We start from the raw sequence: 24,379 nt of genomic DNA, 5'->3' as shown, positions 1-24,379 counted from the left end.
CCGAAACTCTCGGGCACGCGGTTCTTCGTCCTCTTCGAAAGGGACATGGCAGGGGCAGAGGGGCTCGAACCCCCGACCTGCGGTTTTGGAGACCGCCGCTCTACCAACTGAGCTATACCCCTAGATCCGGCACCGACGCGGCGTCAAACCACGTCCTGCGCGCTGGCATGGCGCTCCCTTTAAGGTGAGCCGAAACGATTGGCAAGCCTGTTTTTTCTTTTTCGACAGGCCGAAACGATCTTTGACGCCCACCAGTGACGCTGGACGCGGGCGCCGACCGTGGCGACGGTCGCGCTGAACGGGTCGGAGAGGTCGGCGGAGAGCGTAACGCCCCTCGACCGCTTCTTTTCCACACCCAGTTTCGCATGGGCAGCGCGGCTACCTCCATCGAGGAAGCCGTCCGTTCGCAAGGACGAGCCGATGTCGGCGAGATCAAAGTTCACCGATTGCCGCGCGACGAAGCCGACCGACTGCCCGGCGATGGTATTCGCCTCCAGCGCCCGGAAAGCGGCAACGTCGACTGCGGGCGTCGCCGACCACTGCGCGCTCTACGAAAGCGAAAGCGCCTGCCGGACCAGCGCAACCCGGTCCGGAACCAGAAGGCACGATCCCCTACCCTTCGAGACATTCCAGATGAGCGGCCGGTCTTCGTCGGCACGCACCGTACCGAAAGGCAGACTTCAGCGCTGTATCCGGTTTCGCTGTCGCATCGGATTTCCGACAGTGCAGCCGGTCATACGACCGAACCGAACATCAAGCGCCGCCGTTCTGCTCGGTTGCGCGCAACTTTTCCGCCAGCCTGACTTTCCGCTTCTTTGGCTTCAGCCAACGGCTGAAGGTGTGTATGGCGCGACCGACCTTGGTGTAGGAGAATAGCCGGTCGATCTCGTGATTGGCCCCCTCCAGCCTCTCCGACAGCACCTCGACGCCGGTGAACACCGCCTCGGTCGCATTCAGTTCCGGAAAGCGCCGCGCAAGCGCCGCGTAGGGGTTGATGTCGGCCTTCTCTGAAGAAACGACGAGACCACCCCGGATCAACAGACGCAGGATCACCTGTTCCAGCGTCCAGTCGTGCTGGTGGAAGAGTTTCCATCTCGCGCTTCTACGAGCGGAAAAGCCGGTGATCATGACCGGACGGCCCAATCTAAGCTCCGCCAGCCAGACAGCCAGCGCGAAGCCGCTGGTCGGTATTCGGCCCGGAGAATAGAAGTCGGAAAAGTAGGACGCGAGATCAAGATGCCGGACGGACGCGCCTTCGAACTCGTCCGGACGGCTGAATCGCTCACCCGGATCGACGCGAAGATTGACGACACCGGCAAAGCGATCACCGGGGAAATATCCCAGAACCTCCGCCACTTCACGGCGATAGACGATATTGGCGCCGACGGAACCGCTTCGGGCGACGAGCAGCGCGTTTCCGTCAAACGGCGCATCGAGAACCTTATAGACCTTGTTGAAGAACACGAACAGCGCCGTGTCCGGCAGGCTCGCCTTCATTTTCCCGAGTTGCGCCTGGTCGCTGTTGGCGACGAGGACGATGTGCGAATATCGCGAAAAAAACGCAGGCCAGTCGGCGATTTCGGCGGCGCCGGGCGCCGCGGCGGACGAAACGGAATCAGCAGACATCAATCAGGACTCTCGCTGGCGAACGAAAAGAACACGGTCCCGCATGGCGAACCACTCTTCGGCATAGTCGCAGTTACGGTATTCGTCGAAATACGGGCCGCCATCGGTGAAATGGACAATCTTGGCATCGGGCCTGTATTCGTATTCGTTGACGAGATAGTTCCAGGTAACCGGCAGGTCGCCGATCTGGTCGTCGCTCTCCAGCCATTTGAACTGATGCAGCTGCAGACCGGTCGCCGAGTTCACATAGTCCGGCGTCAGCGCCCGGCACTTCGCATTATTGAAAAGGATGACGCTCGACCAGTTCTTCTTCTCGTACTTGGTCTGGGTCTGCCCGAGGAACTTCGTGTCGATCTTCGGCTGATAGTCGTGCTTCACGCACATCACGGTATAGCGATCGTCTCGCAAGGCCCAGAGTTCCGCGATGTCCGCGCGGGCGAGCATGTCGCAGTCGATGAACATGCTCCAGCCTTCGTAGTCGCTCAGGTAAGGAACCATGAAGCGCGAGAACGAAAACTCCGTCGACTGAAGGGAATTGCGCTCGCGCTCGAAGAGTCCGCCGAGATGGCCGAGCACGATCGGAGAGAAGACGACGGGGATCGTCGAATGCTGAATGATGCTCTGCGCCAGAACATGATAGGCGGCCACCTCGTTCGAGTCGAAACCGATATAGATGCGCGCAGTCTTATCCAGCATTCCGTTCTCCTGAAATCGAGTGAGATTGATGGCCCGCGAGATCGACATCGACTTGTCGACGGGCAGAACGATCGGGAGTCACTCTTCTACACATAATTCGCCGCCTTGGCCAATATCCGCATGCCAATGCAGCCATGCGTCCCGCAGGTGGCCTGTCGCATCATCCGCATCCAGCCGCAAAACGCCGTCGGCGTCCCATTCACTCTCAAACGCAAGAACCCCGCCGTTTCCGGCGGGGTTCTGTCGGTCCATTGCGGGAACCGAAATCTACTTGATGATCGATTACTCGATGATCGAGGCGACGATGCCGGCGCCGTGTGCAAATCGCGCTTGCGCGCCATTTGCACCACTTCAATGCGTCGGCAGCTTTCGGCCTCTCGCTCGATTATTATTCAATAATCGAGGCGACGATGCCGGCGCCGACGGTACGGCCGCCTTCGCGGATAGCGAAGCGCAGCTTTTCTTCCATCGCGATCGGAACGATCAGCTCGACGTCAACGGTGACGTTGTCGCCCGGCATAACCATTTCCGTGCCTTCCGGAAGCGTCACGATGCCCGTCACGTCCGTCGTGCGGAAGTAGAACTGCGGACGGTAGTTCGTGAAGAACGGCGTATGACGGCCGCCTTCTTCCTTCGTCAGGATGTAGGCTTCGGCCTTGAACTTCTTGTGCGGCTTGACCGAACCCGGCTTGCACAGGATCTGGCCACGCTCGACGCCGTTGCGGTCGACACCGCGAAGCAGCGCGCCGATGTTGTCGCCGGCCTGGCCCTGGTCGAGCAGCTTGCGGAACATTTCAACGCCCGTGCAGGTCGACTTGATGGTCGGACGGATGCCGACGATCTCGACTTCTTCACCAACCTTGATGATGCCACGCTCGACGCGGCCGGTCACAACCGTACCACGGCCCGAGATCGAGAACACGTCTTCGATCGGCATCAGGAACGGCTGGTCGATCGGACGCTCCGGCGTCGGGATGTAGGCGTCGACGGCGTCCATCAGCGCGCGGATCGCGTTCTCGCCGATTTCCTTGTTGGAGTCTTCGAGAGCAGCAAGAGCCGAACCCTTGATGACCGGGATGTCGTCGCCCGGGAAGTCGTACGAAGACAGGAGTTCGCGAACTTCGAGCTCGACGAGTTCGAGAAGCTCGGCGTCGTCGACCTGGTCGACCTTGTTCAGGAACACGACGATCGCCGGAACGCCGACCTGGCGGGCGAGCAGGATGTGTTCGCGCGTCTGCGGCATCGGGCCGTCGGCAGCCGAGCAAACCAGGATCGCGCCGTCCATCTGGGCAGCACCGGTGATCATGTTCTTGACGTAGTCGGCGTGGCCGGGGCAGTCGACGTGCGCGTAGTGGCGGTTCGCCGTTTCGTATTCGACGTGCGCCGTCGAGATCGTGATACCACGAGCCTTTTCTTCCGGAGCCGCGTCGATCTGGTCATAGGCCTTGAACTCACCAAAATACTTGGTGATCGCCGCCGTCAGAGACGTCTTGCCATGGTCAACGTGGCCGATCGTGCCAATGTTAACGTGCGGCTTGTTGCGCTCAAACTTACTCTTTGCCATTTGAATGCTTCCTATGATCGTAAATGGTTGACCCGGCAAACGGGTTTAGTGCCGCCGTTTAAGGCTTTCGCAGCAATTGCGCAAGACCTATTTGCTCGGTGCGACAAAGGCCGCTGCACGCGCGATGCGGAGACGGCTGGAGCCCTGCATAAACGAAAGCGGGGCAGGAACTGCGGAGGCGACAGGCCAGAGAATTCAGCGGTTTCGGTCGGGCGGTGCGGTTGGAGCGGGTAGCGGGAATCGAACCCGCGTATTCAGCTTGGAAGGCTGCTGCTCTACCATTGAGCTATACCCGCGGTGTTCGATCCGATGTCGGAATGGTGGAGGGAGTTGGATTTGAACCAACGTAGGCTGAGCCAACGGATTTACAGTCCGTCCCCTTTAACCACTCGGGCATCCCTCCAGTCTCCGACCGGATCAAGCGACCAAGCTTTCTCCAGATCCTCGGGAGCGACGCCCCGTGATCTGCGGCGGGTATATGACGGCCCTGCAGGTCGATGTCAACACGATGTCCGATGAATTTTTTCGAAATTTTTCCGCACCTCGCAAAAACACCCTCGCCGCCGGGCACCTCTATCCGCCGGAAGACTTCGTCGCTATAAAGCCGCATGGCCAAAGACACTTCCAAAGACAGAACCGCCCGCGACACCCACTACGCCACCCTGCGCCGGCAGGTGCGCGACGCCAAGCGCGAAAGGGGCGAAATCCCCACTCCGACGCCGCAGAAGCGGAAGAAATCGGCCGAAGGCTGGACACCGCCGCAGCTCGCTCCCGAGCAGGTCTATCTTTACGGCCTGCACACAGTCCGCGCGGCGATCGACAATCCGGAGCGCCGGATCATCAAGCTCTCGGTGACCCAGAACGCGCTGGCCCGGCTCGAAATCGGCCCTCCCGAGACGCTGCCCTTTCCTGTGGAAATCGTCTCGCCGCAGGAGATCGACAAGATGCTCGGCCCGGACGCCATCCATCAGGGCGTGATGATCGAGACACGTCCCCTGCCCGTCCGGCGTCTGGAAGCGCTGAGGGAAAGTCCGCTCCTCCTCGTGCTCGACCAGGTGACGGACCCCCATAATGTCGGCGCGATCATGCGGTCGGCCGTCGCGTTCAACGCCGGCGCGGTGATCACCACCCAGCGCCACAGCCCGACCGAATCGGGCGTGCTTGCGAAATCGGCCTCCGGCGCCCTCGAACTCATCCCCTATATCCAGATCACCAATCTGGCGGATGCGCTCGGCGAGCTGCACCGGCTCGGCTTCTATTCCATCGGACTCGATTCGGAAGGGCCGGCCCCGCTCGAGGGTACCTTCCGCGGCGACAAGATCGCTCTCGTGCTCGGCTCGGAAGGAAAAGGCCTGCGCCAGAAGACGCGCGAGACCGTCAATGCGCTCGCCCGGCTCGACATGCCGGGGGCGATCAAGTCGCTCAACGTCTCCAATGCCGCGGCCATCGCGCTCTATGCCTCGCGGCAGTTCCTCGCGAAGGCTGCGTCCTAAGGTCCACGACCGGTCGCGACGGATCAACGCCGGAGAAGAGGTGGTTAGCTGTGCGGTACCTTCACGCGACGAGGCGTGGGGTATTGCCTAGGCCAATTCCCACGTTGAATCACGCCCGAAGCTTCATGTGCTTCCGCAGGCTCTTGTCGAAGGCATTAGCCGGCACCAAGCGGCGCAGCAGGAAAAGCTGGCGAGCCATCTTGGTTGCGGGATTCTGCAGTTTGGGCTTCTTGTCGCTCACTGCAGCGACCACGGCCCCCGCCACGACCTGAGGCGGATCACCAGTCTTTATGGCCTGTTGCCAAACGCCGACCATCGCGTTGCGCTGCTCGTCGTAGACGGCAAGTTTCCGATCCGGACCGGTCGCATTGTGATCCAGCGACGTGCGCGTGAAAGCGGGCTCGATCAACAGAACCCGGATCCCGAGATTGCGAACCTCATGATCAAGCGACTGCGAATAGCCCTCGACGGCATGCTTAGTTGCTGCGTAAAGCGCCGAAAACGGGCTCGGCACGAAACCGACAACCGATCCGATATTGATGATCCGGCCGCTGCGCTGCGACCGCATGATGGGGAGCACCGCATTGGTCATGCGGATCACACCAAAGACATTCAGATCGAAAAGCGCCTTGGCCTGATCAACGGACGATTCCTCGGCGGCGGCTATCAGCGCTCCGCCGGCATTATTCACGAGGACATCGATCCGCCCCGCCTTTTCCACGAGCTGCGTGACCAGCGCCGCCACCGAAGCGTCATCGGTCACGTCGCAGGGCAACAGGCTGATGCCATCAATACTCGCGCCTTCGGACGCTCTTCGGCTGGTGCCGAAAACGGTATAACCGGCGCTGCGCAGAGCTTTGGCCGTCTCAAATCCGATGCCGCCGGACGCGCCCGTGACGAGCGCAACGGGAGTGTAATTTGACATAATGTGAATCCTTGGATTGTGCCGAGCCCGGTGCCAGCTACATAGATCTGGTTGTTGGGCAGCCGGTTCTCGAGCGAGAGAACCGGCCAGGGGAATCTAGCTCTTGCGGGTATTTTTGACGAAGGCTCCGATTTGAGCGGCCGCCAATTCAGGGTATTGGTGGTGTGGGCCGTGTCCGACGCGGGGATAGGTAATCAGGTGCAAAGTCGGGAGCTGATTGTTGAGCGCATACCAGTTCTCGACGGGCATCACGATATCGTGGTCGCCGCCAAGATGCAGGATCGGCGTTTTTGTGACCTTCAGCAGATCAAGGATCTGTTCAGCCGGAAACAGCGGGTTACGCGGCGTGTTGCCGATCTGCGCAATTGCCCAGTCCGCCGGCACATCCGGGCTGCGATCTTCTTTGCGAGCCATGATCCGCTCGAAGGAGCGTTTCGACGCTTCGCGGCTCACCGCATCGCTCGGCTCGAAAAACACTGTCGTGAACTGATCGAGATTGGTTCCGGGTTTTGCAGCGGTGTCATAGAACAGCTGTTCACCCGACTTGACCAAATGACCGGGAGGCGTCGTCGCAAGCAGAACGACGTGGCTTGCCTTGTCGCCCGTCATTGCCAGGACAATCTGGGCCGTAATGCCGCCGATCGACCAGCCACCAATGGCAAAATCCTCCAGCCCGAGCCCGGCGATGAGGTCGACGGTATCCTGGGCGAGAGACATCGGGTTGTAGGATTTTTCGCCGGTCGACTTGCCAAGCCCCGAATAGTCAAACGTGATGACCTGGAAACCTTGGTCAGCCAAACCGTCGATGAAGGCTGGATCCCAGAGATCGAGAACGCCACGAAAGCGATTGCAAAGAACCAAAGGCCTACCGGTACCAACTGTACGATAGGCGAGACGCCGTCCCTTGGCTTCAAGGAATTTCGTCGGGGCGGAGAGTGAACGCTCTGCCGCCTGTCCGGCGAGCGGCATGGAGAGAACAGCCGCGGTTGCTGCGGCGGTCGCGAGAACTGAACGACGAGATTGAGAGATCATGGGGTTTTCCTTTGGAGCTCGGAGCCAAAGCGATCAGGAGTGGTTGAGGTAGCGGGCTGCCGGCGAGCCCCCTAGACCGGACGGGAAGACTGCACGCGCCTGCTCAAGGGCGTCCCACAGACCGGCATCAGCGAGCGGCGGAATGGTCACAGCTTCGCGAAGATCGAAACCAACCAAGGCAGCATCGACGAGGTCGTCCACTTCCATGACATTGGGGATCTGCGACAGGTCGGCACCTGCCTTTTCCCAGATCTCCGTCCGGGTTGCCGCCGGCAATACCGCCTGGACATAAACTCCCTTCTGCCCCACTTCCGCGGAAAGCCCCTGGGATAAGGTCAGCATGTAGGACTTCGTGGCCGAGTAGATGCCGGGGAAATATTGCGGCATGAGGGAGACGACGGAACCAAGATTGATGATCGCACCGCTGCCACGCTTGACCATGCCGGGAACAACGGCGGATGCTAGAAGAGTGGGCGCGGTGACGTTGAGGGCAAGAAGACGTTCCATCGCAGCGGCATCGGCCTCCTCGAAGGTCCCAAGAAGTGCCGCGCCTGCATTGTTGACCAGAACGTCGATGTCACCCTTGGACAAGCGCTCCGAAACCGCGGCCAACTGCGCGGGATTTGTGAGGTCGGCAGAAAGGATCTCAACCTCAACCGCATGGGTGGAAGCGATTTCTGCCGAGAGATCCTCAAGCTTCTCCGAGGAACGTGCCACGAGCACGAGATTGAAGCCGCGACTAGCGAAGCGACGCGCATAGACGGCGCCGATACCGGCGGAAGCGCCTGTGATGAGAGCTGTTTGCATTTCAATTCTCCGTAACGCCTGGATAAGAGCCAGAATGTAGATGACGATCATCATCTAATTGAAAAGATGTTCGCTGTCATCTATATTTTTTGAAACAGGAGAAATTTCTTATGGCGAGAAGTCAGAAACAGAAGGCCGAGAGCCGCCAGGCCATCGTTCGCTCGGCGGCAAAACTCTTTCGCGAACGCGGCATTGATGGCGTTACCGTCGCCGAGATCATGGAGGGCGCAGGCCTCACTCATGGCGGTTTTCCGCGCCATTTCAGTAGCAAGGATGAACTGGTTAAGGAGGCACTGGCCGACGTGTTCGAGGCGAACGCACGCGCCCCTCTGCTCCCGGCAAACGATCTGCAAACCCTTGCGAAGGCTTATCTCAGCACCAGCCATCGTAACACGCCCGGCAGCGGATGCGTTTTCGCCGCACTTGGAACAGAGATGGCACGCTCCTCCGAGCCGACGCGTCGCATGCTGACACAGGCGATTGCCGATCAGATCGAGGACTTCACACAAAAAGCAGGGAATGACGACCCTGAAGGGAAGCGGATAGAGGCCATCGGCACCTGGGCGACCATGATCGGTGCGATGCTGCTATCGCGCATCGTTGACCAACCGGAACTGGCGGAGGACATCCTGAAATCTGCGCGGCTTCATATTCAGCGTTGTAACGCAGGTTCGAAACGGTAGAGCGGGAGTGATGCTCGGTGGGTAAGAGGCTGCCTCAAGACGAGTTGGGTGGCTTCAGTCAGCTGCGCGTCCTTCGGATCTGCGAAGCTTCGACGGAGAACACGATTGCCTGAACTGCTCCCCCGACGGCAACATGTCCATCGAGCGGGCCGATATGCAAGCGACGACACGAATCGCGACTCGGAAAGAAGGAAAGTGGTGCCCCCGGCAGGATTCGAACCCGCGACCCCCTGATTACAAATCAGGTGCTCTACCAACTGAGCTACAAGGGCATCATGAGCCGTCGGATAAGCAGATTTTGCCCGGCTGTAAAGCAATTTCTGCGCCGTGGCGAGCAACGGGCGCGTCGCATTCCACCGTGACACCCGGCGGGTGGGGCAGCGAAACACCTTGTCGCTCTCGACCTTTTTCATGTACCACATTGCCCGTCACCGAGGGCCCCCGATGTCTCGTTCCTTCCAGTCGCTTTCCTTCATAGCTTCCAGCGCGCCCGAAGCGCAGGCCGCCCGGCAGGAGCTGATTCGCGTCTATGGAAACGTCGCGGCAGAGGAGGCCGACGTGATCGTGGCGCTCGGCGGCGACGGCTTCATGCTGCAGACGCTGCACGATACGATGAACACGGGCAAGCTCGTCTACGGAATGAACCGCGGTTCGGTCGGCTTCCTGATGAACGATTTTCACATGGAGAAGCTGCGCGAGCGAATCGAAGCCGCCGTCGAAAATGACTGTCATCCTTTGAAGATGACGACCGAGAGCGACGACGGAACGAGGTCGGTGGCGCTGGCGATCAACGAGGTCTCGCTGTTTCGACAGTCCTATCAGGCGGCTAAGCTTCGCGTCATGATCGACGGCAAGGTCCGGCTCGACGAGCTCATCTGCGACGGCTTGATGGTCGCGACGCCCGCGGGATCCACAGCCTACAATCTTTCGGCTCACGGGCCGATCCTGCCGCTGGAAGCCCCCCTGCTCGCGCTGACGCCGGTGAGCGCCTTCCGTCCGCGGCGCTGGCGCGGCGCCCTGCTTCCGAATAAAGTGAGCGTCGACATCCGTGTGCTCGAAGCCGACAAGCGGCCGGTGAACGCGGTCGCCGACCACACCGAGGTAAAATCCGTGACCAGGGTGCAGATCGCCCAGTCCGAGGACACGACAGCGCGGATCCTCTCCGATCCCGACCGCTCCTGGTCCGACCGTATTCTGGCCGAACAGTTTTCCAACTAGGGAGGTTTCCGGATGGCTGTCCACATCTTCTCCCGACTGGCCCTCGCCGCACTGGCAATGGCCGCCGCCCCTGCTTTCGCCGGGGACATCGACGAGCTTCCAGTCACGGCGACCTTCGTCGTCAGCACGGGATTCTGGGAGGAGGCCGGCGGCGAGCCGAGTGGCAAGGCCGAAGCCAAGAGTGCGACCGGCACGGACAGCACCGCAGCCGGCACAGCAACGCGCCGCGGCTATTACAAGCTCGTCGCCATTCGCCAGCCGGATCGCACCGCCAAGGTCTACCTGCAGCAGATCGCGCTCGACGAGACGGGCCCGCAAGTGGTCGAGAGCGTCGAACTCGAAGAATTCACGGCGATCAAACCCTATGTCACCGACATCCGGCCGGAGGATTCGACCGGCATCAGCCGGCAGCCCGGGCTCTTTGCCACCGTCTACCTGAAGACCGATCCGGCAGCGACCGAACCGGAGAGCTGGACGGTGCTGATCGACGAGTTCGGCGAGATCAAGATCGAGAAGGCCACGAACTGACCGGCCGCGAATAGCGCGGCAGGCGCCTCGCCCTCAGCGCTTTGCGAACGCCTTGAGGAAGGTCTGCACGGCATTGCGTGCGAGCCCGTCCAGCTTGCTTTCCGCGATCGGCAGGCCGAGCTGCAGGTCGGCGCGCACGTCGGCCATGACGAGCGCCATGAACTGGCGCGCCGCGAGCGACGGATCATCGAGCTGGAGATAGCCGCCGTGGGCGAGCTGCGCGAAACGGGCGGCAAGCGCGGGGTACTTGCGTCCGGGCCCATATTCCTTCCAACTCGTGAAAAGCTCCGGGTGGCGCGCGCCCTCGAGCGACAGGATGCGGAAAAGCCAGCGCCCGCAGTCCTCGCAGATCGCAACCTTCAGCAGCCGCTTGGCGAAGGCGGCGAGATCCGCCTCGATGTCCGTCGGCGCGTCGGGGAAGCTATCGAGAACGGCGAAAAAGCGGGCGCTGGAGCGCTGCGTGACGTCCTCCACCACTGCCTTGAAAACCTTATCCTTGTCGCCGATCTGATTGTAGACGGTCTGGCGGGAGACCTTGGCGCGGGCCGCGATCGCATCGATGCTGGCGCTCGAATACCCGCTGTCGGCAAAAATCGCCGCCGCCGCGTCGATAATTGCGGCGCGCTTGCCCGGCGCGCCGGCGCGGTGCCCATCCGATGATTTTCGATGATCCGAGATCTGATCCATGCCTCACCATAAGGGGGCTTGACGAATTGGACAATTGTGTCCAACAATTTATACATTACAGTAATCGCTCGGCATAGCCCGACGCGCCTCATTCATTCATTCCGCATCCGATTCAACCTCCTCGCGGCGCATGCCGCGGAGCAACGAAGGTTTTTTCCATGCAGCAGAACATCAAGGCATCCTTCCCCGTCGTCCTCGGCCTGCTCACCGCCATCGGCCTTTTCGCGATCGACATGTATCTTCCGGCACTTCCCGAGATTGGCGAAGGGCTCCACGCCGGCAGCGGCGCCGTGCAGGCGAGCCTCGTCTCCTTCTTCGTCGCCATGGCGCTCTCCCAGCTCGTCTACGGCCCGGTCTCGGACATGATCGGCCGCAAGAAGCCGCTTTATTTTGGCCTTTCGCTCTTCTCCATCGGGGCGGTCGGCTGCGCGCTTTCCCCCTCGATCGAATGGCTCGTCGGCTTCCGCGCGCTTCAGGGCGTCGGCGCCTGCGCCGGAGCCGTCATCTGCCGCGCGATCGTCCGTGACCTCTTCACCGGCGTGGCGGCAGCCCAGCTGATGTCGCGATTGTTGCTGGTCTTCAGCGTGTCGCCGATTCTGGCGCCGCTCGCCGGCAGTGGCGTGACGCTCGCAGCAAGCTGGCGCGCCATCTTCTGGGTGATGGTCCTCGCCGCCGCCCTCGGGGCCGTGCTTGTCACACTACTGCTCCCGGAAACCCGCTCCGAAGAAGCCCGCAGCCAGAGCAGCATCGGCAGCGCCCTCGCCTCCTACGGAACTCTTCTGCGCGATCCTTATTACCTCGGGCTCGTCCTCATCGCCTCCTTCGGCATGGCGAGCTACATGATCTACGTCGCCAACTCGTCCTTCGTGCTGATCGAGCACTATGGGCTCTCACCCAGCCTTTACAGCGTCGTCTTTTCGATGAACGCCGTCTCCTTCATCGGCGCATCGCAGATGAACGGCCGGCTCTCGCGCCGGTTCGGCCTGAGGCGGCTGATCCGCTTCGCGGTCGCCGGCTTCGCGCTCGCCTCGACAGCGCTCTTCGCGGCCTTTGCCTCCGGCTTCGGCGGCCTGCCAGTTCTCTCCGCGTTGCTCTTCGTCGCCTACGGCTTCCTCGGCATGGTGATCCCGACCTCGGCGGTGCTCGCGCTCGAAAGCCACGGACGGATCGCCGGAACCGCCTCGGCGCTCATGGGGACGCTGCAATTCGTCACGGCATCAAGCGTGATCGGGGTGGCGAGCCTGTTCTTCGACGGCACGGCCCTGCCGATGGTAACCACCATCGCCGCCTGCTCGCTCATGGTGCTCTTCCTTGCCGCACTGACATTGCGGCCGGCAGCAGCTGCCCAGCCGGCAGAAGAACGCCCCTGAAACGCAAAGGCGGCGGGATTTTCGTCCCGCCGCCTCTTCATTTCTGCAAACTGCCGAACCTCAATCGATGTCCGCGACTTCGACGTCGGCGCCACCCGAGATACGATGGGCGAGTGCCGCCTCCATGAACTCGTTGACGTCGCCGTTCAGCACTGTGTCCGGATCGGTGCTCTCGACGCCGGTGCGCAGGTCCTTGACCAACTGGTACGGCTGCAGCACGTAAGAGCGGATCTGGTGTCCCCAGCCGATATCGGTCTTCGACGCGGCTTCGGCGTTCGCCGCTTCTTCCCGCTTCTTGAGTTCCGCTTCGTAAAGACGGGCACGCAGCATGTCCCAGGCCTTGGCGCGGTTCTTATGCTGCGAGCGTTCCTGCTGGCAGGCAACAACAATGCCGCTCGGAATGTGCGTGATGCGCACCGCCGAGTCGGTGGTGTTGACGTGCTGTCCGCCGGCACCCGAGGAGCGGTAGGTATCGATGCGGCAATCACCTTCATTGATGTCGATCTGGATCGAATCGTCCACCACCGGATAGACCCAGACAGACGAGAACGACGTGTGGCGCCGTGCGTTCGAATCATAAGGCGAGATGCGCACCAGGCGGTGCACACCCGATTCCGTCTTCAGCCAGCCATAGGCGTTATGGCCCTTGACGTGGATCGTCGCCGACTTGATGCCCGCTTCTTCGCCTTCGTGCACTTCGAGGACCTCGACCTTGAAGCCCTGCTTCTCGGCCCAGCGGATATACATGCGCAGCAGCATGTTGGCCCAGTCCTGGCTCTCCGTGCCGCCGGCGCCCGAATGGACTTCGAGATACGTGTCGTTGCCGTCGGCTTCGCCCGACAGCATCGCCTCGACCTGGAGCCGGCCGGCCTCGGTCTTCAGTGCCTTCAGCGCGTTCTCGGCCTCGGTGACGATCTCCTGATCGCCCTCTTCCTCACCCATTTCGATGAGTTCGACGTTGTCGGTGAGCTGCCGCTCGAGCGCCTTCACGCCGTTGACGCTGTCGTCAAGCTGCTGGCGCTCGCGCATCAGCTTCTGTGCCTCGGTGGCGTCGTTCCAGAGGTTCGGGTCCTCTGCCCTGTTGTTCAACCAGTCCAGTCGTCTTATCGCCTGGTCCCAGTCAAAGATGCCTCCTCAGCAGGCTTATGGCCTGCTTGATTTCGTCGACGACGTTCTCGATTTCCGTACGCATGTGCTTGCTTTTTCACCTCGCTGAAAAGGAGCCCCGTGCATAGTTGCGGCCGCCGCTCCTGTAAAGGGGCGGCGAGCACGCGTCCAGCATCTTAGAAGAGACCGCCCGAGCCAGAGGTCACTGCCTCGTTCGCCTGCGGCGACGTGCGAAGGATTTCCTCGGGCGCCATGTATTCGTCCATGCCGATGACCGAGAAGCTGTCGGCCGGGCCGGTGCCGGGCTTGAAGGCTTCGATGATGGTATCCGGCTCGCCCTGAACCGCCGCCATGCCGGTCTTGCGGTTGATCGCAATCAGACTCATGCCTTCCGGAATGTGGAACTTGCCCGGCGGCGTGCCAGCGACGGCCGCCTGCATGAATTCGTTGAAGATCGGGGCCGACAGCGAGCCGCCGGTCGCGCCGCGGCCGAGCGGAGCCGGATTGTCGTAGCCGATGTAGAGACCCGCGACGAGATCTGGGGTGTAGCCGACGAACCAGGCATCCTTCTCGTCGTTCGTGGTGCCGGTCTTGCCGGCAACGGGGCGGTCGAGTTTGACCTTGCCGGCTGCGGTGCCGCGCGTGATAACCCCCTCCATGATCGAGGTGATCTGGTAGGCCGTCATCGGATCGAGCACCTGTTCGCGATTGTCGACCACCGTCGGCTCTTCCTGATTGTTCCAGCCGTCGGCATTGCAGCCTTCGCAGACGCGCTCCTCGTGACGGAAGATCGTCTTGCCGTAGCGATCCTGGATGCGGTCGATCAGCGTCGGCTTGATCTGTTTGCCGCCGTTGGCAAGCACCGCATAGGCCGAGACCATGCGCAGCACCGTCGTTTCGCCCGAGCCGAGGGACATCGCCAGAACCGGGTTCATCTTGTCGTAGACGCCGAAGCGTTCGGCATACTCCGCGACAAGGTTCATGCCCATGTCGTTGGCAAGGCGCACGGTCATCTGGTTACGCGACTTTTCGATGCCGAGCCGGAGCGTGGACGGGCCGGCCGAACCGCCGCCGTAGTTCTGCGGGCGCCAGACCTGGCCGCCCTGCACGATCTCGATGGGAGCGTCCATGATGACCGAAGCCGGGGTATAGCCGTTGTCGAGCGCGGCGGCATAGACGAACGGCTTGAACGACGAACCGGGCTGGCGCATCGCCTGGGTGGCACGGTTGAATTCCGACTGTGCGTAGGAGAAGCCGCCGACCATGGCGAGGACGCGGCCGGTATGCGGGTCCATCGCCACGAGGCCACCCTGTACCTTCGGCGGCTGGCGCAGGCGATAACGATCCTTGTTCCCTTCCCCTTCGAGCGCTTCGACGTAAACGACATCGCCGGACTTCAGCACGCCCTCGGGAGACTTTGCCGTCTTGCGATCGCCGGTCGCGGAGCGATAGGCCCAGTCCATGTCCTCGGCCATGATCTTGCCCGTCTGGCGCTCGGTCGCCACCTTGCCGCCGGCTTCGGTCGCCGGCTGCAGGCCGATGTCCACGCGATCACTGGAGACCGCCAGCACGACGGCCAGCTTCCATTCCGGAACGTCGCTCAAGCCCGCCACCTTGGCGAGCGGCGCACCCCAGTCGGCCGAAATGTCGATCTGGCTCACGGGGCCGCGATAACCGCGGCGCTCGTCATAGGTGATCAGCCCCTTCTGCAAGGCCTTGCGTGCAAAGACCTGCATCTTCGGATCGAGCGAGGTGCGGACAGAGAGCCCGCCTTCGTAAAGTGCCTTGTCACCGTAACGTTCGATGATCTGTCGACGGACCTCTTCGGCGAAGTAGTCCGACGCGAAAAGATGGGAGCCGGTACGGCGCAGGGTGACGCCGAGCGGCTGCTTCTTCGCCTCCGCACCATCCTCCTGCGAGACGAAACCGTTCTCGACCATGCGGTCGATGACCCAGTTGCGGCGCTCGAGTGCGGCGTCGGGGTGGCGGAACGGATGATAGTTGGACGGGCCTTTCGGCAGTGAGGCGAGATAGGCCGCCTCGGCGACCGTAAGCTCGGTCACCGACTTGTCGAAATAGGTGAGCGCCGCCCCGGCAATGCCGTAGGCGTTCATGCCGAAGAAGATCTCGTTCAGATAGAGTTCGAGAATCTTGTCCTTCGAATAGGCCTGCTCGATGCGGAAGGAGAGGATTGCTTCCTTCACCTTGCGGTCGATCGTCTGGTCCGAACTCAGCAGGAAGTTCTTCGCGACCTGCTGGGTGATCGTCGAGGCGCCGACGGGACGGCGGCCGGAACCGAAGTTCTGCAGGTTGACCAAGATCGCGCGGCCGAGACCGTAAATGTCGACGCCCGGGTGATTGTAGAAATTCTTGTCTTCAGCCGAAAGGAACGCTGCCTTCACACGGTCCGGTATCGCCTGGATCGGCAGGAAGAGGCGACGTTCACGCGCATATTCGGCCATCAGCGAGCCGTCGTCGGCATGGATGCGCGTTGCGACCGGCGGCTCGTAACTCGACAGGACCGCAAAGTCCGGCAGATCCCTCGTGAGATTGGTCAGATAGATGGCGACCACCACCGCCACGGCGAGCGCGAGCACGGAGGCAAGTCCGAAGAAGTATCCAATCAGTCTGATCATAATCGAGCTACCGGCGTTCGCTTTCGGTTCGGCGCGCAATGGCAAACATCGCACATGTCGTCGCGTTTTGCACGTCGGGCGCCCATTGGCAAGGCTTCGGGGACGGACAGGCGGCCGCTATGGCCGCACTCCTCGAAACCTCCCCGGAGTAAAGGTGCGATTGTGAGGAAAATAGGGCCGGGCGCCTTCCGTCCCGCATTCATTCCGCATGGAGGGCAGCAAATTTCGCCACCACCCGCGCCGTGCCGTATAGCCGCGGCGCGGCGAGTGTTCACCTCAGCCACCGTTTGCGAGCACCGGCTCGCGATATCGCCTGATCGCCGCGGTCAGCAGTTCGGCGATCTTCTCCCGCCAGCTCTCGTCGAGAAGCACCTTCTCGTCCTCCTTGTTCGAGAGGAAACCGAGCTCGAGCAAGATCGACGGGACGTCGTGGGCCTGCAGGACGCGGAAACCGGCGAAACGATGCGGATTGTTGATGAGGGCGACCTGTCCTTCGAAGGACGACACCACCGAGTCGGCCATCGCGACCGAGAAGGCCTGGGTTTCGCGTCGGGTGAAATCGAGAAGGATGTCGGTGACTTCGGCCGGCTCGCTGGCGAGGCCGACGCCGCCGATCGCGTCGGCGAGGTTTTCCCGCTCGGCGAGTTCGGCGGCCATACGGTCGGAAGCCTTGTCGGAGATCGTGTAGACCGTCGCGCCACGGATGTTGTCCTGCCGCAGCTTGTCGGCGTGGAGCGAGACGAAGAGGTTCGCGTGGTGCTGACGGGCGATCGTCACCCGCTCGGACAGCGACAGGAACTCGTCGCCCTCGCGCGTCAGGAAGGCGAATATCCCCGGCTCCCTGGCGAGGCGCCGCTGCAGAGCCTTTGCGAAGGCGAGCGTGATGTCCTTCTCCGGCGTCTTGGTCTCGCTGGCGATCGCACCGGTATCAATGCCGCCATGGCCGGCATCGATCGCGATCACGAAGGCGCCGCCCGGCTCCGGGCTCGACGTTCCGAGCCGGTCCCCGCGCGCGGCCGCGACCGCCGCCTCGGAGGCTTCCGCGCCGACTGCCGCCTTGCCGCCGCTCCAGGCCTGACGCTTCACGAGATTGTCAAAGACTTCCCTCTTCACCATTTCGGCATCGAGGACGAGGCGAAAGCCCTTGCCTGCCTCGTCGGCCTGGACTTCCGCGAGCGCGAGTTGCGCCGGACGTTCGGTCGTCAGCACGATTCGTGCGGAGTGAGCGTCGACCGCGCCGAAGCGGACGTCCTTGAAGAGACCGCGCGCCTTGAGGTCGTCCGCGGCGAAGGCGAAGGTGAACGCCGGCAGATCGACGACGATCCGGTCCGGTCTTTCCAGATAGCGAACCTCGAAGGTCGGCTTGCGGTCGAGATCGATGACGATGCGGGTCCGGGCACGGTCGCCGGCGATCCTCGCGGCGTAGGCAAGCACGGGCGGCTCCCGGTCTTCGTCGGCGGCAGGCGCCCGCTGCGGCACCGTCAGCGACAGCAGCGCCGCGACCAGGAACCAGAACAGCGACGCACTCCGGCGCGACCATCGTCCACCGATTCCAGACTGACGCAACACCCACCCCTTTCGATGATATGGCAGAGCCCGCCGCCCATCCTCCACAAGAGAATCACCTCGGCGTGCTAAACACTACTAATCCATGGGTATTATGGCACAAATGGGTTTTCCCTTGCTATTGCGGTGGAGAAAACATACAACGCAACCGAGGGATAGAGATGCCCACGGGATAGAATCATCGCCGCGGCTGCCAACCACAAAAGGTTTGGCGCCAGCTTGCCGGACATTCATCCGTCGTCTCTGCAGCTTTGTCCTGAAACTGGATCACAAGCCGGCATTCGGCCGGTTTCGTCTACTGGTGGGTAACCACCAAACGCTCTTTGTGAGCATTCATCGGGCCCAAGGGCCTATGGCATTGTCGTTTTTGTTCGGTCTTTGATGTCGTTGCAGCAGGTAGTCAGAAACATCAGCGGATTTGGAGCGCTCGGCGCCCCGGAAGCTGTTCAGTTGCTGCTCGCTCACCCCACCGGACGAAGACATCTATATCCGGCGCATCCCCAAGATATCTCTCGCCCGTTCCAGCAACGTGCGACTCGATCTTGCCGCGAAGGCGCCGAGGAGCACAACTTACATGGCAGACAGAATGCTTATCGACGCGTCTCACGAGGAAGAGACTCGCGTTGTCGTCGTTCGTGGTAACCGGATAGAAGAATTCGACTTCGAGTCCCAGCATAAGAAGCAGATCAGGGGCAACATCTATCTGGCAAAGGTTACGCGGGTCGAGCCCTCCCTGCAGGCCGCCTTCGTCGATTACGGCGGCAACCGCCACGGTTTCCTGGCTTTCGCCGAAATCCATCCCGATTACTACCAGATCCCGCTCGCGGATCGCCAGGCGCTCCTGAGCGCCGAGGCAGAAGAGCACCGCCGCGCCGACGAAGGCGATGCGGAACAAGAAGCGCCGGCCGCAGCGCAAGCCGCGGAAGCCTCCTCTTCGGCCGAAGAGGCGGAACTCGCCGCTGAACCGGCCGCGGCGGAAGAAGCCCCGGCCGAGGCCGCCGAGGAGCCTGCCGCCAAGCCGAAGGCGCGGCGTGCCCGCAAGCCGCGCGGCAAGAAAGCCACGGAGGCCGCAGCCGAGCAGCCGGAAGAAGCCGGTGCGCAGGCGACGGACGAAGACGGCGGCAGCGAAGGCGGCAACACCATGGCCGCCATGGTCGACATGGACGAAATCTCCGAAGAAGCCGGCGGTCGCCGCGGCCGTGACGATTTCGACGATGACGATGACGGCGACAACGACGGTGAAAAGGAAGAAATCGAATCCGTCGGCGCCGAGGACGCGATGGAAGAGGTTCCGGATCGCGTCGTGCGCAAGCCCCGCAAGCTGTACCGCATCCAGGAAGTCATCAAGCGCCGGCAGATCCTGCTCGTGCAGGTCGCCAAGGAAGAACGCGGCAACAAGGGCGCGGCCCTCACCACGTACCTTTCGCTCGCCGGTCGCTATTCCGTGCTGATGCCGAACACCGCACGTGGCGGCGGCATCTCCCGCAAGATCACCAACCCGGCCGACCGCAAGCGGCTGAAGGAAATCGCCCGCGGTCTCGAAGTGCCGCAGGGCATGGGCGTCATCCTGCGCACGGCCGGCGCCAACCGCACCAAGGTCGAGATCAAGCGCGACTTCGAATACCTGATGCGGCTTTGGGAAAACGTCCGGACGCTGACGCTGAGTTCGACCGCGCCCTGCCTCGTCTACGAGGAAGGCTCGCTCATCAAGCGATCGATCCGCGACCTCTACAACAAGGATATCGGCGAGATCGTCGTCGCCGGCGAAGACGGCTATCGTGAAGCGAAAGACTTCATGAAGATGCTGATGCCGAGCCATGCAAAGGTCGTACAGCCCTATCGCGACATTCACCCGATCTTCTCGCGCTCCGGCATCGAGGCCCAGCTCGACCGCATGCTGCAGCCGCAGGTGACGCTGAAGTCCGGCGGCTACATCATCATCAACCAGACCGAAGCGCTGGTAGCGATCGACGTCAACTCCGGCCGCTCGACGCGCGAGCACTCGATCGAGGACACTGCTCTGCAGACGAACCTCGAAGCGGCCGAGGAAGTCGCGCGTCAGCTCCGTCTGCGCGACCTTGCCGGCCTCATCGTCATCGACTTCATCGACATGGAAGAAAAGCGCAACAACCGCGCCGTCGAGAAGAAGCTGAAGGATTGCCTGAAGAACGACCGTGCCCGCATCCAGGTCGGACGGATCTCGCATTTCGGTCTGCTCGAGATGTCGCGCCAGCGCATCCGCGCCTCGGTTCTCGAATCGACGACGCAGCTCTGCCCGCACTGCGGCGGCACCGGCCTCATCCGGTCGCAGTCCTCCGTCGCGCTGCATGTCCTGCGCGGCATCGAGGAATACCTCCTGAAGAGCACGACGCACGACATCACCGTGCGCACGACGCCGGAAACGGCGCTCTACCTCCTGAACCACAAGCGCGGCACCATCGTCGATTACGAACACCGCTTCGGCGTTTCGATCGTGGTTGACTCCGACGACAGCGTCGGATCACAGCATTTTGCGATCGACCGTGGCGAGCCGGTTCTCAATCCCGTCAAGATCGAAAGCCTGATGCCGGTGATCTCCGAACCCGAAGAGGAGGAGGAAATCTACATCGAGCCGGAGGAAGAGGAAGAAGAGGAAGCTATGGAAGCGGCCTCGGCCCCGCAGGCAGGCGCCGGCGAGGAGCAACAGGGCCGCAAGCGCAAGCGCCGTCGCCGCCGGCGTGGCCGCAACGGAAACGGTAACGGTGAAACGGCCTCTGCATCCGCGCACAACGGCCTCGACGAGGACGAAGACGAGGATGAGGGCGAAGAGGAAGGCGCCGTAGCCGCCTCCGCCGAGGTTGATGAGCAGACCTCCGAAGAAGGTCAGAAGCGCAAGCGTCGCCGCCGCGGCAAGCGTGGTGGCCGCCGCAGCCGTCCGGGCGAGGAAGGCGCGGCGGAAGCCGCAGGCGCAGAAGGCGACGAAACGGAGGCGGAGGATGAAGAAACCACCGCCGAAGTGAGCGAGGCGATCGCCGAAGAAACGGTGACCGAAGAATCGTCCGCCATGGCGGCGATCGAGTCGGTCGAGGAGCCTGCAGCCCGCAAGCCGCGCCGCACCCGCAAGGCCAAGGTCGCCGTCTCGCCGGTCGAGGAGCCGATCCTCGCCGAAGCGGCGCCGGTCGAACCCGAGGTCGCGGAGAAGAGCGCAGCGCTCGCCGAGGAACCTGTTGCCGAAGAGGCAGTCACCGAGGAACCTGTCACCGAAGAGGCTGCGGAACCGGCAAAGCCGGCTCGTGCCAATCGCCAGTCGAACGTCGCCTCCTCCGAACCAGTCGTCACATCGGTGAAATCGTCGACGCCGGAAGGCGAAGGCGAAAAGCCGAAAAAGGGTGGCTGGTGGCAGAAGCGCGGCTTCTTCTGAGATAGCCGCTCCCAGGTCTGAACACGAAACGGCCGCCCATTGGGCGGCCGTTTCGCATTTCCGGCGAGGCCAGCGTCGCTTGCGAGAGGCTCTTTGTCGGGCGTATTCCTATCGACAACTCCCCCAGCAAGGCCTTCCGGCTGGCGCGATCAGCCGTCTCTCTCCCTTTCCATCAGAAGAACCGGTGCGGTCCCGATTGTTGCGCTTCCGCATGACACGAACCCGCATTTCTCCGCGACACGGACGGATGCTGTATGATCCGGATTGAGAATGCACGCTGTCTTGCTGCCGACGAAATGGGCGTCGGCCCAGCCGAGGGCGGCGCGCACCGCCTCGGTCGCAATCCCCTTGCCGTGGATATCGGGAACGAGCGCCCAGCCGGCCTCGGGAATTCCGTCGAGGGACGGTTCCATATCCCGCTTGAAGTCCGCAAATCCCACCTCGCCGAGATAGGCACCCGTCTCGCGATCCTCCACCACCCAGTAGCCGAAGGCGAGCGCTCGCCAGTGACCGATATAGCGGAGCAGTCGCGACCAGGTCTCCGCGGGTGTCGACGGCCTGCCCGAGATGAAGCGAACCACCGCTTCGTCACTCCACATGCGCACCATCGCATGGAAGTCGTCCACGCGGTGGCCGCGCATGCGGGTGCGTGGCGTCAGGAGTTCCGGCGCGGAGAAGACCGGGTCACACACGAGATAATCTGACATTCTCAGGTCCTTGTGCTGCAAATAGGTGGATGCTTCTTCCGGCCGTAGGTCTTGCAAATTGATTGCGCAAACCTCCGGAAGCGTTGTTCTCCAGCCGTTTTCACGACCTGGCCTTCAGCCAGTGCTCGATGCGGTCGAGCGCTTCGACCATTTCCGCCATGGTGCCGGCATAGGAGAAACGCATCGCGCGGTGGCCCTCCACCGGATCGAAGTCGAGGCCTGGCGTTGCCGCGACGTCGATTGCCGAAAGCATCTCGCGGGCAAAGGCCATGCTGTCATTGGTGTGACGGCTGACGTCGACATAGGCGTAGAAGGCTCCGTCCATCGGCGAAAGCAAGGGCAGTCCGAGCGTCGGCAGCCTCTCCATGAGATAGTCGCGATTGGCGCGGCAGCTCGCCTTGTAGTGCTCCAGTTCTTCGCCGGCGCCCAGAGCCGCAACCGCCGCGATCTGCGAGAGCTCTGGCGCCGAAATATACAGGCTCTGCGCCAGGCATTCGAGCGGGCGGACGAGTTCCGGCGGAACCACCATCCAGCCCACGCGCCAGCCGGTCATGCAGTAGTATTTCGAGAAGGAGTTGATGATGACCGCGCGGTCGCCGATCTCCAGCGCGCTCGCCTCGTCGCCGGAGAAGGTCAGGCCGTGGTAGATCTCGTCGGAGATGAGACTGATCCCCTCCCCCTCGCAATAGCGCGCCAGGTCTCCGAGCTGCGCCTTGCCGGTCACAGTCCCGGTCGGATTGGCGGGGCTTGCGAGCAGAACGCCCTTCAGCCGCAGCCCCGCTTCGCGCTGCGCGTTTTCGAGGCTTTCGGGCGTCAGGGTGAAGTGCGTTCCGGCATTGACCGGCACTTCAACGACAGTCAGGCCGAGCGCCTTCAGGATGTTGCGGTAGGCAGGGTATCCGGGCCTTGCAATCGCCACTGCATCGCCCACGTCGAAAAGACCGAGAAAGGCGAGATTGAAGGCGGCCGACGAGCCCGTCGTGACGATGATCCGTCCGGCATCGACGGCAACACCGTGCCGCCGGCGATAATAGTCGGCAAGCGCCTGCCGCAGTTCGCCGGTGCCGAGCGCGTCGGTGTAGCCGATCCGGCCATGATCGAGGGCTGTCCGGGCCGCGGCAAGAGCCGCTTGCGGAGCAGGATGACCGGGTTGGCCGACGGCCATGGAGATGACCGGCTTGCCGGCCTGCCGGCGCCTGGTGGCTTCGGCGAGCACATCCATGGCGTGGAAGGGTTCGACGGCACTGCGTTTGGAGATGGTGACCACGGGCAATTCTCTCGCATCGGGAGGGGCGCCCGACATTTGCCGTATTATTGCAGTGTTCACAATGGTGAGATTGGTGCGGAGGGGCCATTTTTCGACCTTCCATTCCGTGCTCCAGACACTACATTGATGACGAATCCAATCGGTTCCGATGGAACCAGCCGGCTGTCGGCAGCGCCCCGACGGTCCTTACGAGGAATGACATGCCCCTGACGTTCAAACATCTCGCTGTTGCGGCCCTCGCCCTCCTGCCCGCAGCACTGCCGACGACGGTGAATGCGCTCGACGAACAGCAGAAGAAGGAATTCGGCGAGTTCATCAAGGAATACCTGATCGAGAACCCCGAGATCATGCTCGACGTGCAGGACGCGCTCGAAAAGAAGCAGCAGGAGGCGCGGCAGCGGCAGGCTTCGGCCGCAGTCGACAGCAACAAGGAGGCGCTCTTTGCCTCGAAGTACGATCTCTCCCTCGGTAATCCGCAGGGTGACATCACGATCGTCGAGTTCTTCGACTACAATTGCGGCTACTGCAAGCGCGCCCTTTCCGACATGGACTCGATCATTGCCGGCGACAAGAACGTGCGCTTCGTGCTGAAGGAATTCCCGATCCTCGGGCCGGATTCGGAAGCCGCGCACAAGGTCTCGGATGCCTTCCGGAAGATCGCGCCGGAAAAGTACGGTGAGTTCCACCGCGCGCTGCTCGGTGGCGAGGGCCGCGCCAATGAGGCGCGCGCGATCGAAGTCGCCGCCTCGCTCGGTGTCGAAGAGGCCGATATCCGCAAGAAGATGGCCGAGAGCCCGAACGACGAATCCGTCCGCGAGGCCTATCAGCTCGCGACCAGCCTCGGCATCACCGGCACCCCCTCCTACATCGTCGGCAACGAAGCGGTGTTCGGCGCCATCGGCTCGAACGCGATCGAGGAGAAGGTCGCGAACGTCCGCAGCTGCGGCCGCACCGCCTGCTGAGTGCCGGAGAGACGTCTCAGCCCCTCTCTCCCCCGCAAAGTCGGGGGAACTCCAGCGTCTGGCCCGCAGGGGGCTTTCCCTTGCGGGCCTCTCAGTCTATAGGAG

General features: G+C 62.3%; 20 protein-coding genes and 4 tRNA genes. 8 read left to right on the top strand and 16 right to left on the bottom strand.

The window, feature by feature from the left end; genetic code table 11:
- Window positions 1-46 precede the first annotated feature (46 nt).
- Window positions 47-122, bottom strand: a tRNA-Trp gene (locus DFR48_RS05805).
- Window positions 123-254: 132 nt separating this feature from the next.
- Between DFR48_RS05805 and DFR48_RS21755 the strand changes: the two genes are divergently transcribed.
- Window positions 255-803, top strand: coding sequence for a hypothetical protein (locus DFR48_RS21755; protein WP_147273509.1), 549 nt, complete (start codon window positions 255-257; stop codon window positions 801-803).
- Here the strand turns inward: DFR48_RS21755 and DFR48_RS05800 are convergent.
- The 5 genes from DFR48_RS05800 to DFR48_RS05780 form a co-directional block, all read right to left on the bottom strand.
- Window positions 754-1,626, bottom strand: coding sequence for a 3-deoxy-manno-octulosonate cytidylyltransferase (locus DFR48_RS05800; protein ID WP_114362330.1), 873 nt, complete (start codon window positions 1,624-1,626; stop codon window positions 754-756). The genes DFR48_RS21755 and DFR48_RS05800 overlap by 50 nt on opposite strands.
- 3 nt (window positions 1,627-1,629) lie before the next feature.
- Window positions 1,630-2,322 carry a glycosyltransferase family protein gene (locus tag DFR48_RS05795; RefSeq protein WP_114362253.1) on the bottom strand — a complete coding sequence of 231 codons (693 nt, stop codon included), beginning with the start codon at window positions 2,320-2,322 and terminating at the stop codon, window positions 1,630-1,632.
- 388 nt (window positions 2,323-2,710) lie between these two features.
- The gene (gene tuf, locus DFR48_RS05790) at window positions 2,711-3,886 is read right to left on the bottom strand and encodes an elongation factor Tu (RefSeq protein ID WP_114362252.1); all 1,176 of its coding nucleotides are present in this window, start codon (window positions 3,884-3,886) and stop codon (window positions 2,711-2,713) included.
- Between the two features lie 222 nt (window positions 3,887-4,108).
- Window positions 4,109-4,182 (bottom strand) — tRNA-Gly (locus tag DFR48_RS05785).
- Between the two features lie 22 nt (window positions 4,183-4,204).
- A tRNA-Tyr gene (locus DFR48_RS05780) sits at window positions 4,205-4,289 on the bottom strand.
- A 205-nt stretch (window positions 4,290-4,494) separates the two neighbouring features.
- Between DFR48_RS05780 and DFR48_RS05775 the strand changes: the two genes are divergently transcribed.
- Complete coding sequence (locus DFR48_RS05775; RefSeq protein ID WP_114362251.1) at window positions 4,495-5,379, top strand: TrmH family RNA methyltransferase; 885 nt, start codon at window positions 4,495-4,497, stop codon at window positions 5,377-5,379.
- 109 nt (window positions 5,380-5,488) lie between these two features.
- Here the strand turns inward: DFR48_RS05775 and DFR48_RS05770 are convergent, their stop codons facing one another.
- The 3 genes from DFR48_RS05770 to DFR48_RS05760 all read right to left on the bottom strand — a co-directional run bounded on the left by DFR48_RS05770 (window position 5,489) and on the right by DFR48_RS05760 (window position 8,143).
- On the bottom strand, window positions 5,489-6,304 hold the full coding sequence (locus tag DFR48_RS05770) for an oxidoreductase (protein WP_114362250.1): 816 nt from the start codon (window positions 6,302-6,304) through the stop codon (window positions 5,489-5,491).
- A 96-nt stretch (window positions 6,305-6,400) separates the two neighbouring features.
- Window positions 6,401-7,336: an alpha/beta fold hydrolase gene (locus DFR48_RS05765; RefSeq protein WP_210205959.1), complete on the bottom strand. Its 936-nt coding sequence runs from the start codon at window positions 7,334-7,336 to the stop codon at window positions 6,401-6,403.
- A 33-nt stretch (window positions 7,337-7,369) separates the two neighbouring features.
- The gene (locus DFR48_RS05760) at window positions 7,370-8,143 is read right to left on the bottom strand and encodes an SDR family NAD(P)-dependent oxidoreductase (protein ID WP_114362249.1); all 774 of its coding nucleotides are present in this window, start codon (window positions 8,141-8,143) and stop codon (window positions 7,370-7,372) included.
- A 110-nt stretch (window positions 8,144-8,253) separates the two neighbouring features.
- On the opposite strand from DFR48_RS05760, the gene DFR48_RS05755 reads away from it, so the two are divergent.
- On the top strand, window positions 8,254-8,826 hold the full coding sequence (locus tag DFR48_RS05755; RefSeq protein ID WP_114362248.1) for a TetR/AcrR family transcriptional regulator: 573 nt from the start codon (window positions 8,254-8,256) through the stop codon (window positions 8,824-8,826).
- Window positions 8,827-9,022: 196 nt separating this feature from the next.
- Here the strand turns inward: DFR48_RS05755 and DFR48_RS05750 are convergent.
- Window positions 9,023-9,098: transfer RNA gene (locus DFR48_RS05750), tRNA-Thr, on the bottom strand.
- Between the two features lie 172 nt (window positions 9,099-9,270).
- On the opposite strand from DFR48_RS05750, the gene DFR48_RS05745 reads away from it, so the two are divergent.
- Entirely contained in the window at window positions 9,271-10,044 is a 774-nt protein-coding gene (locus DFR48_RS05745; protein WP_114362247.1) for an NAD kinase, read from the top strand.
- A gap of 12 nt (window positions 10,045-10,056) precedes the next feature.
- A complete protein-coding gene (locus tag DFR48_RS05740; protein WP_114362246.1) occupies window positions 10,057-10,572 on the top strand; it encodes a hypothetical protein in 516 nt (171 codons plus the stop codon).
- Between the two features lie 33 nt (window positions 10,573-10,605).
- Here DFR48_RS05740 and DFR48_RS05735 read toward each other — a convergent pair whose 3' ends face one another.
- Complete coding sequence (locus DFR48_RS05735) at window positions 10,606-11,259, bottom strand: TetR/AcrR family transcriptional regulator (protein ID WP_114362245.1); 654 nt, start codon at window positions 11,257-11,259, stop codon at window positions 10,606-10,608.
- Between the two features lie 158 nt (window positions 11,260-11,417).
- Here DFR48_RS05735 and DFR48_RS05730 point away from each other — a divergent pair, with 158 nt between their 5' ends.
- On the top strand, window positions 11,418-12,629 hold the full coding sequence (locus DFR48_RS05730; protein ID WP_114362244.1) for a multidrug effflux MFS transporter: 1,212 nt from the start codon (window positions 11,418-11,420) through the stop codon (window positions 12,627-12,629).
- 60 nt (window positions 12,630-12,689) lie between these two features.
- Here DFR48_RS05730 and prfB read toward each other — a convergent pair.
- From prfB to DFR48_RS05715, 3 genes are all read right to left on the bottom strand, one after another.
- A protein-coding gene (prfB, locus tag DFR48_RS05725; RefSeq protein ID WP_114362243.1) for a peptide chain release factor 2 occupies window positions 12,690-13,821 on the bottom strand; the annotation gives its coding sequence in 2 pieces (ribosomal slippage) (window positions 12,690-13,751 and window positions 13,753-13,821; 1,131 coding nt in all).
- A 91-nt stretch (window positions 13,822-13,912) separates the two neighbouring features.
- The gene (locus DFR48_RS05720) at window positions 13,913-16,372 is read right to left on the bottom strand and encodes a penicillin-binding protein 1A (protein WP_114362328.1); all 2,460 of its coding nucleotides are present in this window, start codon (window positions 16,370-16,372) and stop codon (window positions 13,913-13,915) included.
- Window positions 16,373-16,648: 276 nt separating this feature from the next.
- Complete coding sequence (locus DFR48_RS05715) at window positions 16,649-17,941, bottom strand: N-acetylmuramoyl-L-alanine amidase (protein ID WP_114362242.1); 1,293 nt, start codon at window positions 17,939-17,941, stop codon at window positions 16,649-16,651.
- A 571-nt stretch (window positions 17,942-18,512) separates the two neighbouring features.
- Here DFR48_RS05715 and DFR48_RS05710 point away from each other — a divergent pair.
- The gene (locus DFR48_RS05710; protein ID WP_114362241.1) at window positions 18,513-21,338 is read left to right on the top strand and encodes an Rne/Rng family ribonuclease; all 2,826 of its coding nucleotides are present in this window, start codon (window positions 18,513-18,515) and stop codon (window positions 21,336-21,338) included.
- Between the two features lie 149 nt (window positions 21,339-21,487).
- Here DFR48_RS05710 and DFR48_RS05705 read toward each other — a convergent pair whose 3' ends face one another.
- Both DFR48_RS05705 and DFR48_RS05700 read right to left on the bottom strand, forming a co-directional pair.
- Window positions 21,488-22,045, bottom strand: coding sequence for a GNAT family N-acetyltransferase (locus DFR48_RS05705; protein WP_114362240.1), 558 nt, complete (start codon window positions 22,043-22,045; stop codon window positions 21,488-21,490).
- Between the two features lie 100 nt (window positions 22,046-22,145).
- The gene (locus tag DFR48_RS05700; protein ID WP_114362239.1) at window positions 22,146-23,312 is read right to left on the bottom strand and encodes a pyridoxal phosphate-dependent aminotransferase; all 1,167 of its coding nucleotides are present in this window, start codon (window positions 23,310-23,312) and stop codon (window positions 22,146-22,148) included.
- 200 nt (window positions 23,313-23,512) lie between these two features.
- On the opposite strand from DFR48_RS05700, the gene DFR48_RS05695 reads away from it, so the two are divergent.
- Complete coding sequence (locus tag DFR48_RS05695) at window positions 23,513-24,274, top strand: DsbA family protein (RefSeq protein ID WP_114362238.1); 762 nt, start codon at window positions 23,513-23,515, stop codon at window positions 24,272-24,274.
- The last annotated feature ends 105 nt before the right edge of the window (window positions 24,275-24,379 follow it).

Source organism: Ciceribacter lividus (genome assembly GCF_003337715.1).
GTDB classification, from domain to species: domain Bacteria; phylum Pseudomonadota; class Alphaproteobacteria; order Rhizobiales; family Rhizobiaceae; genus Allorhizobium; species Allorhizobium lividum.
This window is presented reverse-complemented; position numbering and strand designations above follow the sequence as displayed.

Excerpts from the sequence above, each read along its gene's own strand:
- DFR48_RS05755 (WP_114362248.1), top strand. The coding sequence starts at position 8,254 with ATGGCGAGAAGTCAGAAACAGAAGGCCGAGAGCCGCCAGGCCATCGTT.
- DFR48_RS05705 (WP_114362240.1), bottom strand. The coding sequence starts at position 22,045 with ATGTCAGATTATCTCGTGTGTGACCCGGTCTTCTCCGCGCCGGAACTC.
- DFR48_RS05735 (WP_114362245.1), bottom strand. The coding sequence starts at position 11,259 with ATGGATCAGATCTCGGATCATCGAAAATCATCGGATGGGCACCGCGCC.
- DFR48_RS05795 (WP_114362253.1), bottom strand. The coding sequence starts at position 2,322 with ATGCTGGATAAGACTGCGCGCATCTATATCGGTTTCGACTCGAACGAG.
- tuf (WP_114362252.1), bottom strand. The coding sequence starts at position 3,886 with ATGGCAAAGAGTAAGTTTGAGCGCAACAAGCCGCACGTTAACATTGGC.
- DFR48_RS05745 (WP_114362247.1), top strand. The coding sequence starts at position 9,271 with ATGTCTCGTTCCTTCCAGTCGCTTTCCTTCATAGCTTCCAGCGCGCCC.
- DFR48_RS05720 (WP_114362328.1), bottom strand. The coding sequence starts at position 16,372 with ATGATCAGACTGATTGGATACTTCTTCGGACTTGCCTCCGTGCTCGCG.
- DFR48_RS05775 (WP_114362251.1), top strand. The coding sequence starts at position 4,495 with ATGGCCAAAGACACTTCCAAAGACAGAACCGCCCGCGACACCCACTAC.
- DFR48_RS05710 (WP_114362241.1), top strand. The coding sequence starts at position 18,513 with ATGGCAGACAGAATGCTTATCGACGCGTCTCACGAGGAAGAGACTCGC.
- DFR48_RS05770 (WP_114362250.1), bottom strand. The coding sequence starts at position 6,304 with ATGTCAAATTACACTCCCGTTGCGCTCGTCACGGGCGCGTCCGGCGGC.
- DFR48_RS05695 (WP_114362238.1), top strand. The coding sequence starts at position 23,513 with ATGCCCCTGACGTTCAAACATCTCGCTGTTGCGGCCCTCGCCCTCCTG.
- DFR48_RS05765 (WP_210205959.1), bottom strand. The coding sequence starts at position 7,336 with ATGATCTCTCAATCTCGTCGTTCAGTTCTCGCGACCGCCGCAGCAACC.
- DFR48_RS05730 (WP_114362244.1), top strand. The coding sequence starts at position 11,418 with ATGCAGCAGAACATCAAGGCATCCTTCCCCGTCGTCCTCGGCCTGCTC.
- DFR48_RS05740 (WP_114362246.1), top strand. The coding sequence starts at position 10,057 with ATGGCTGTCCACATCTTCTCCCGACTGGCCCTCGCCGCACTGGCAATG.
- DFR48_RS05760 (WP_114362249.1), bottom strand. The coding sequence starts at position 8,143 with ATGCAAACAGCTCTCATCACAGGCGCTTCCGCCGGTATCGGCGCCGTC.
- DFR48_RS05800 (WP_114362330.1), bottom strand. The coding sequence starts at position 1,626 with ATGTCTGCTGATTCCGTTTCGTCCGCCGCGGCGCCCGGCGCCGCCGAA.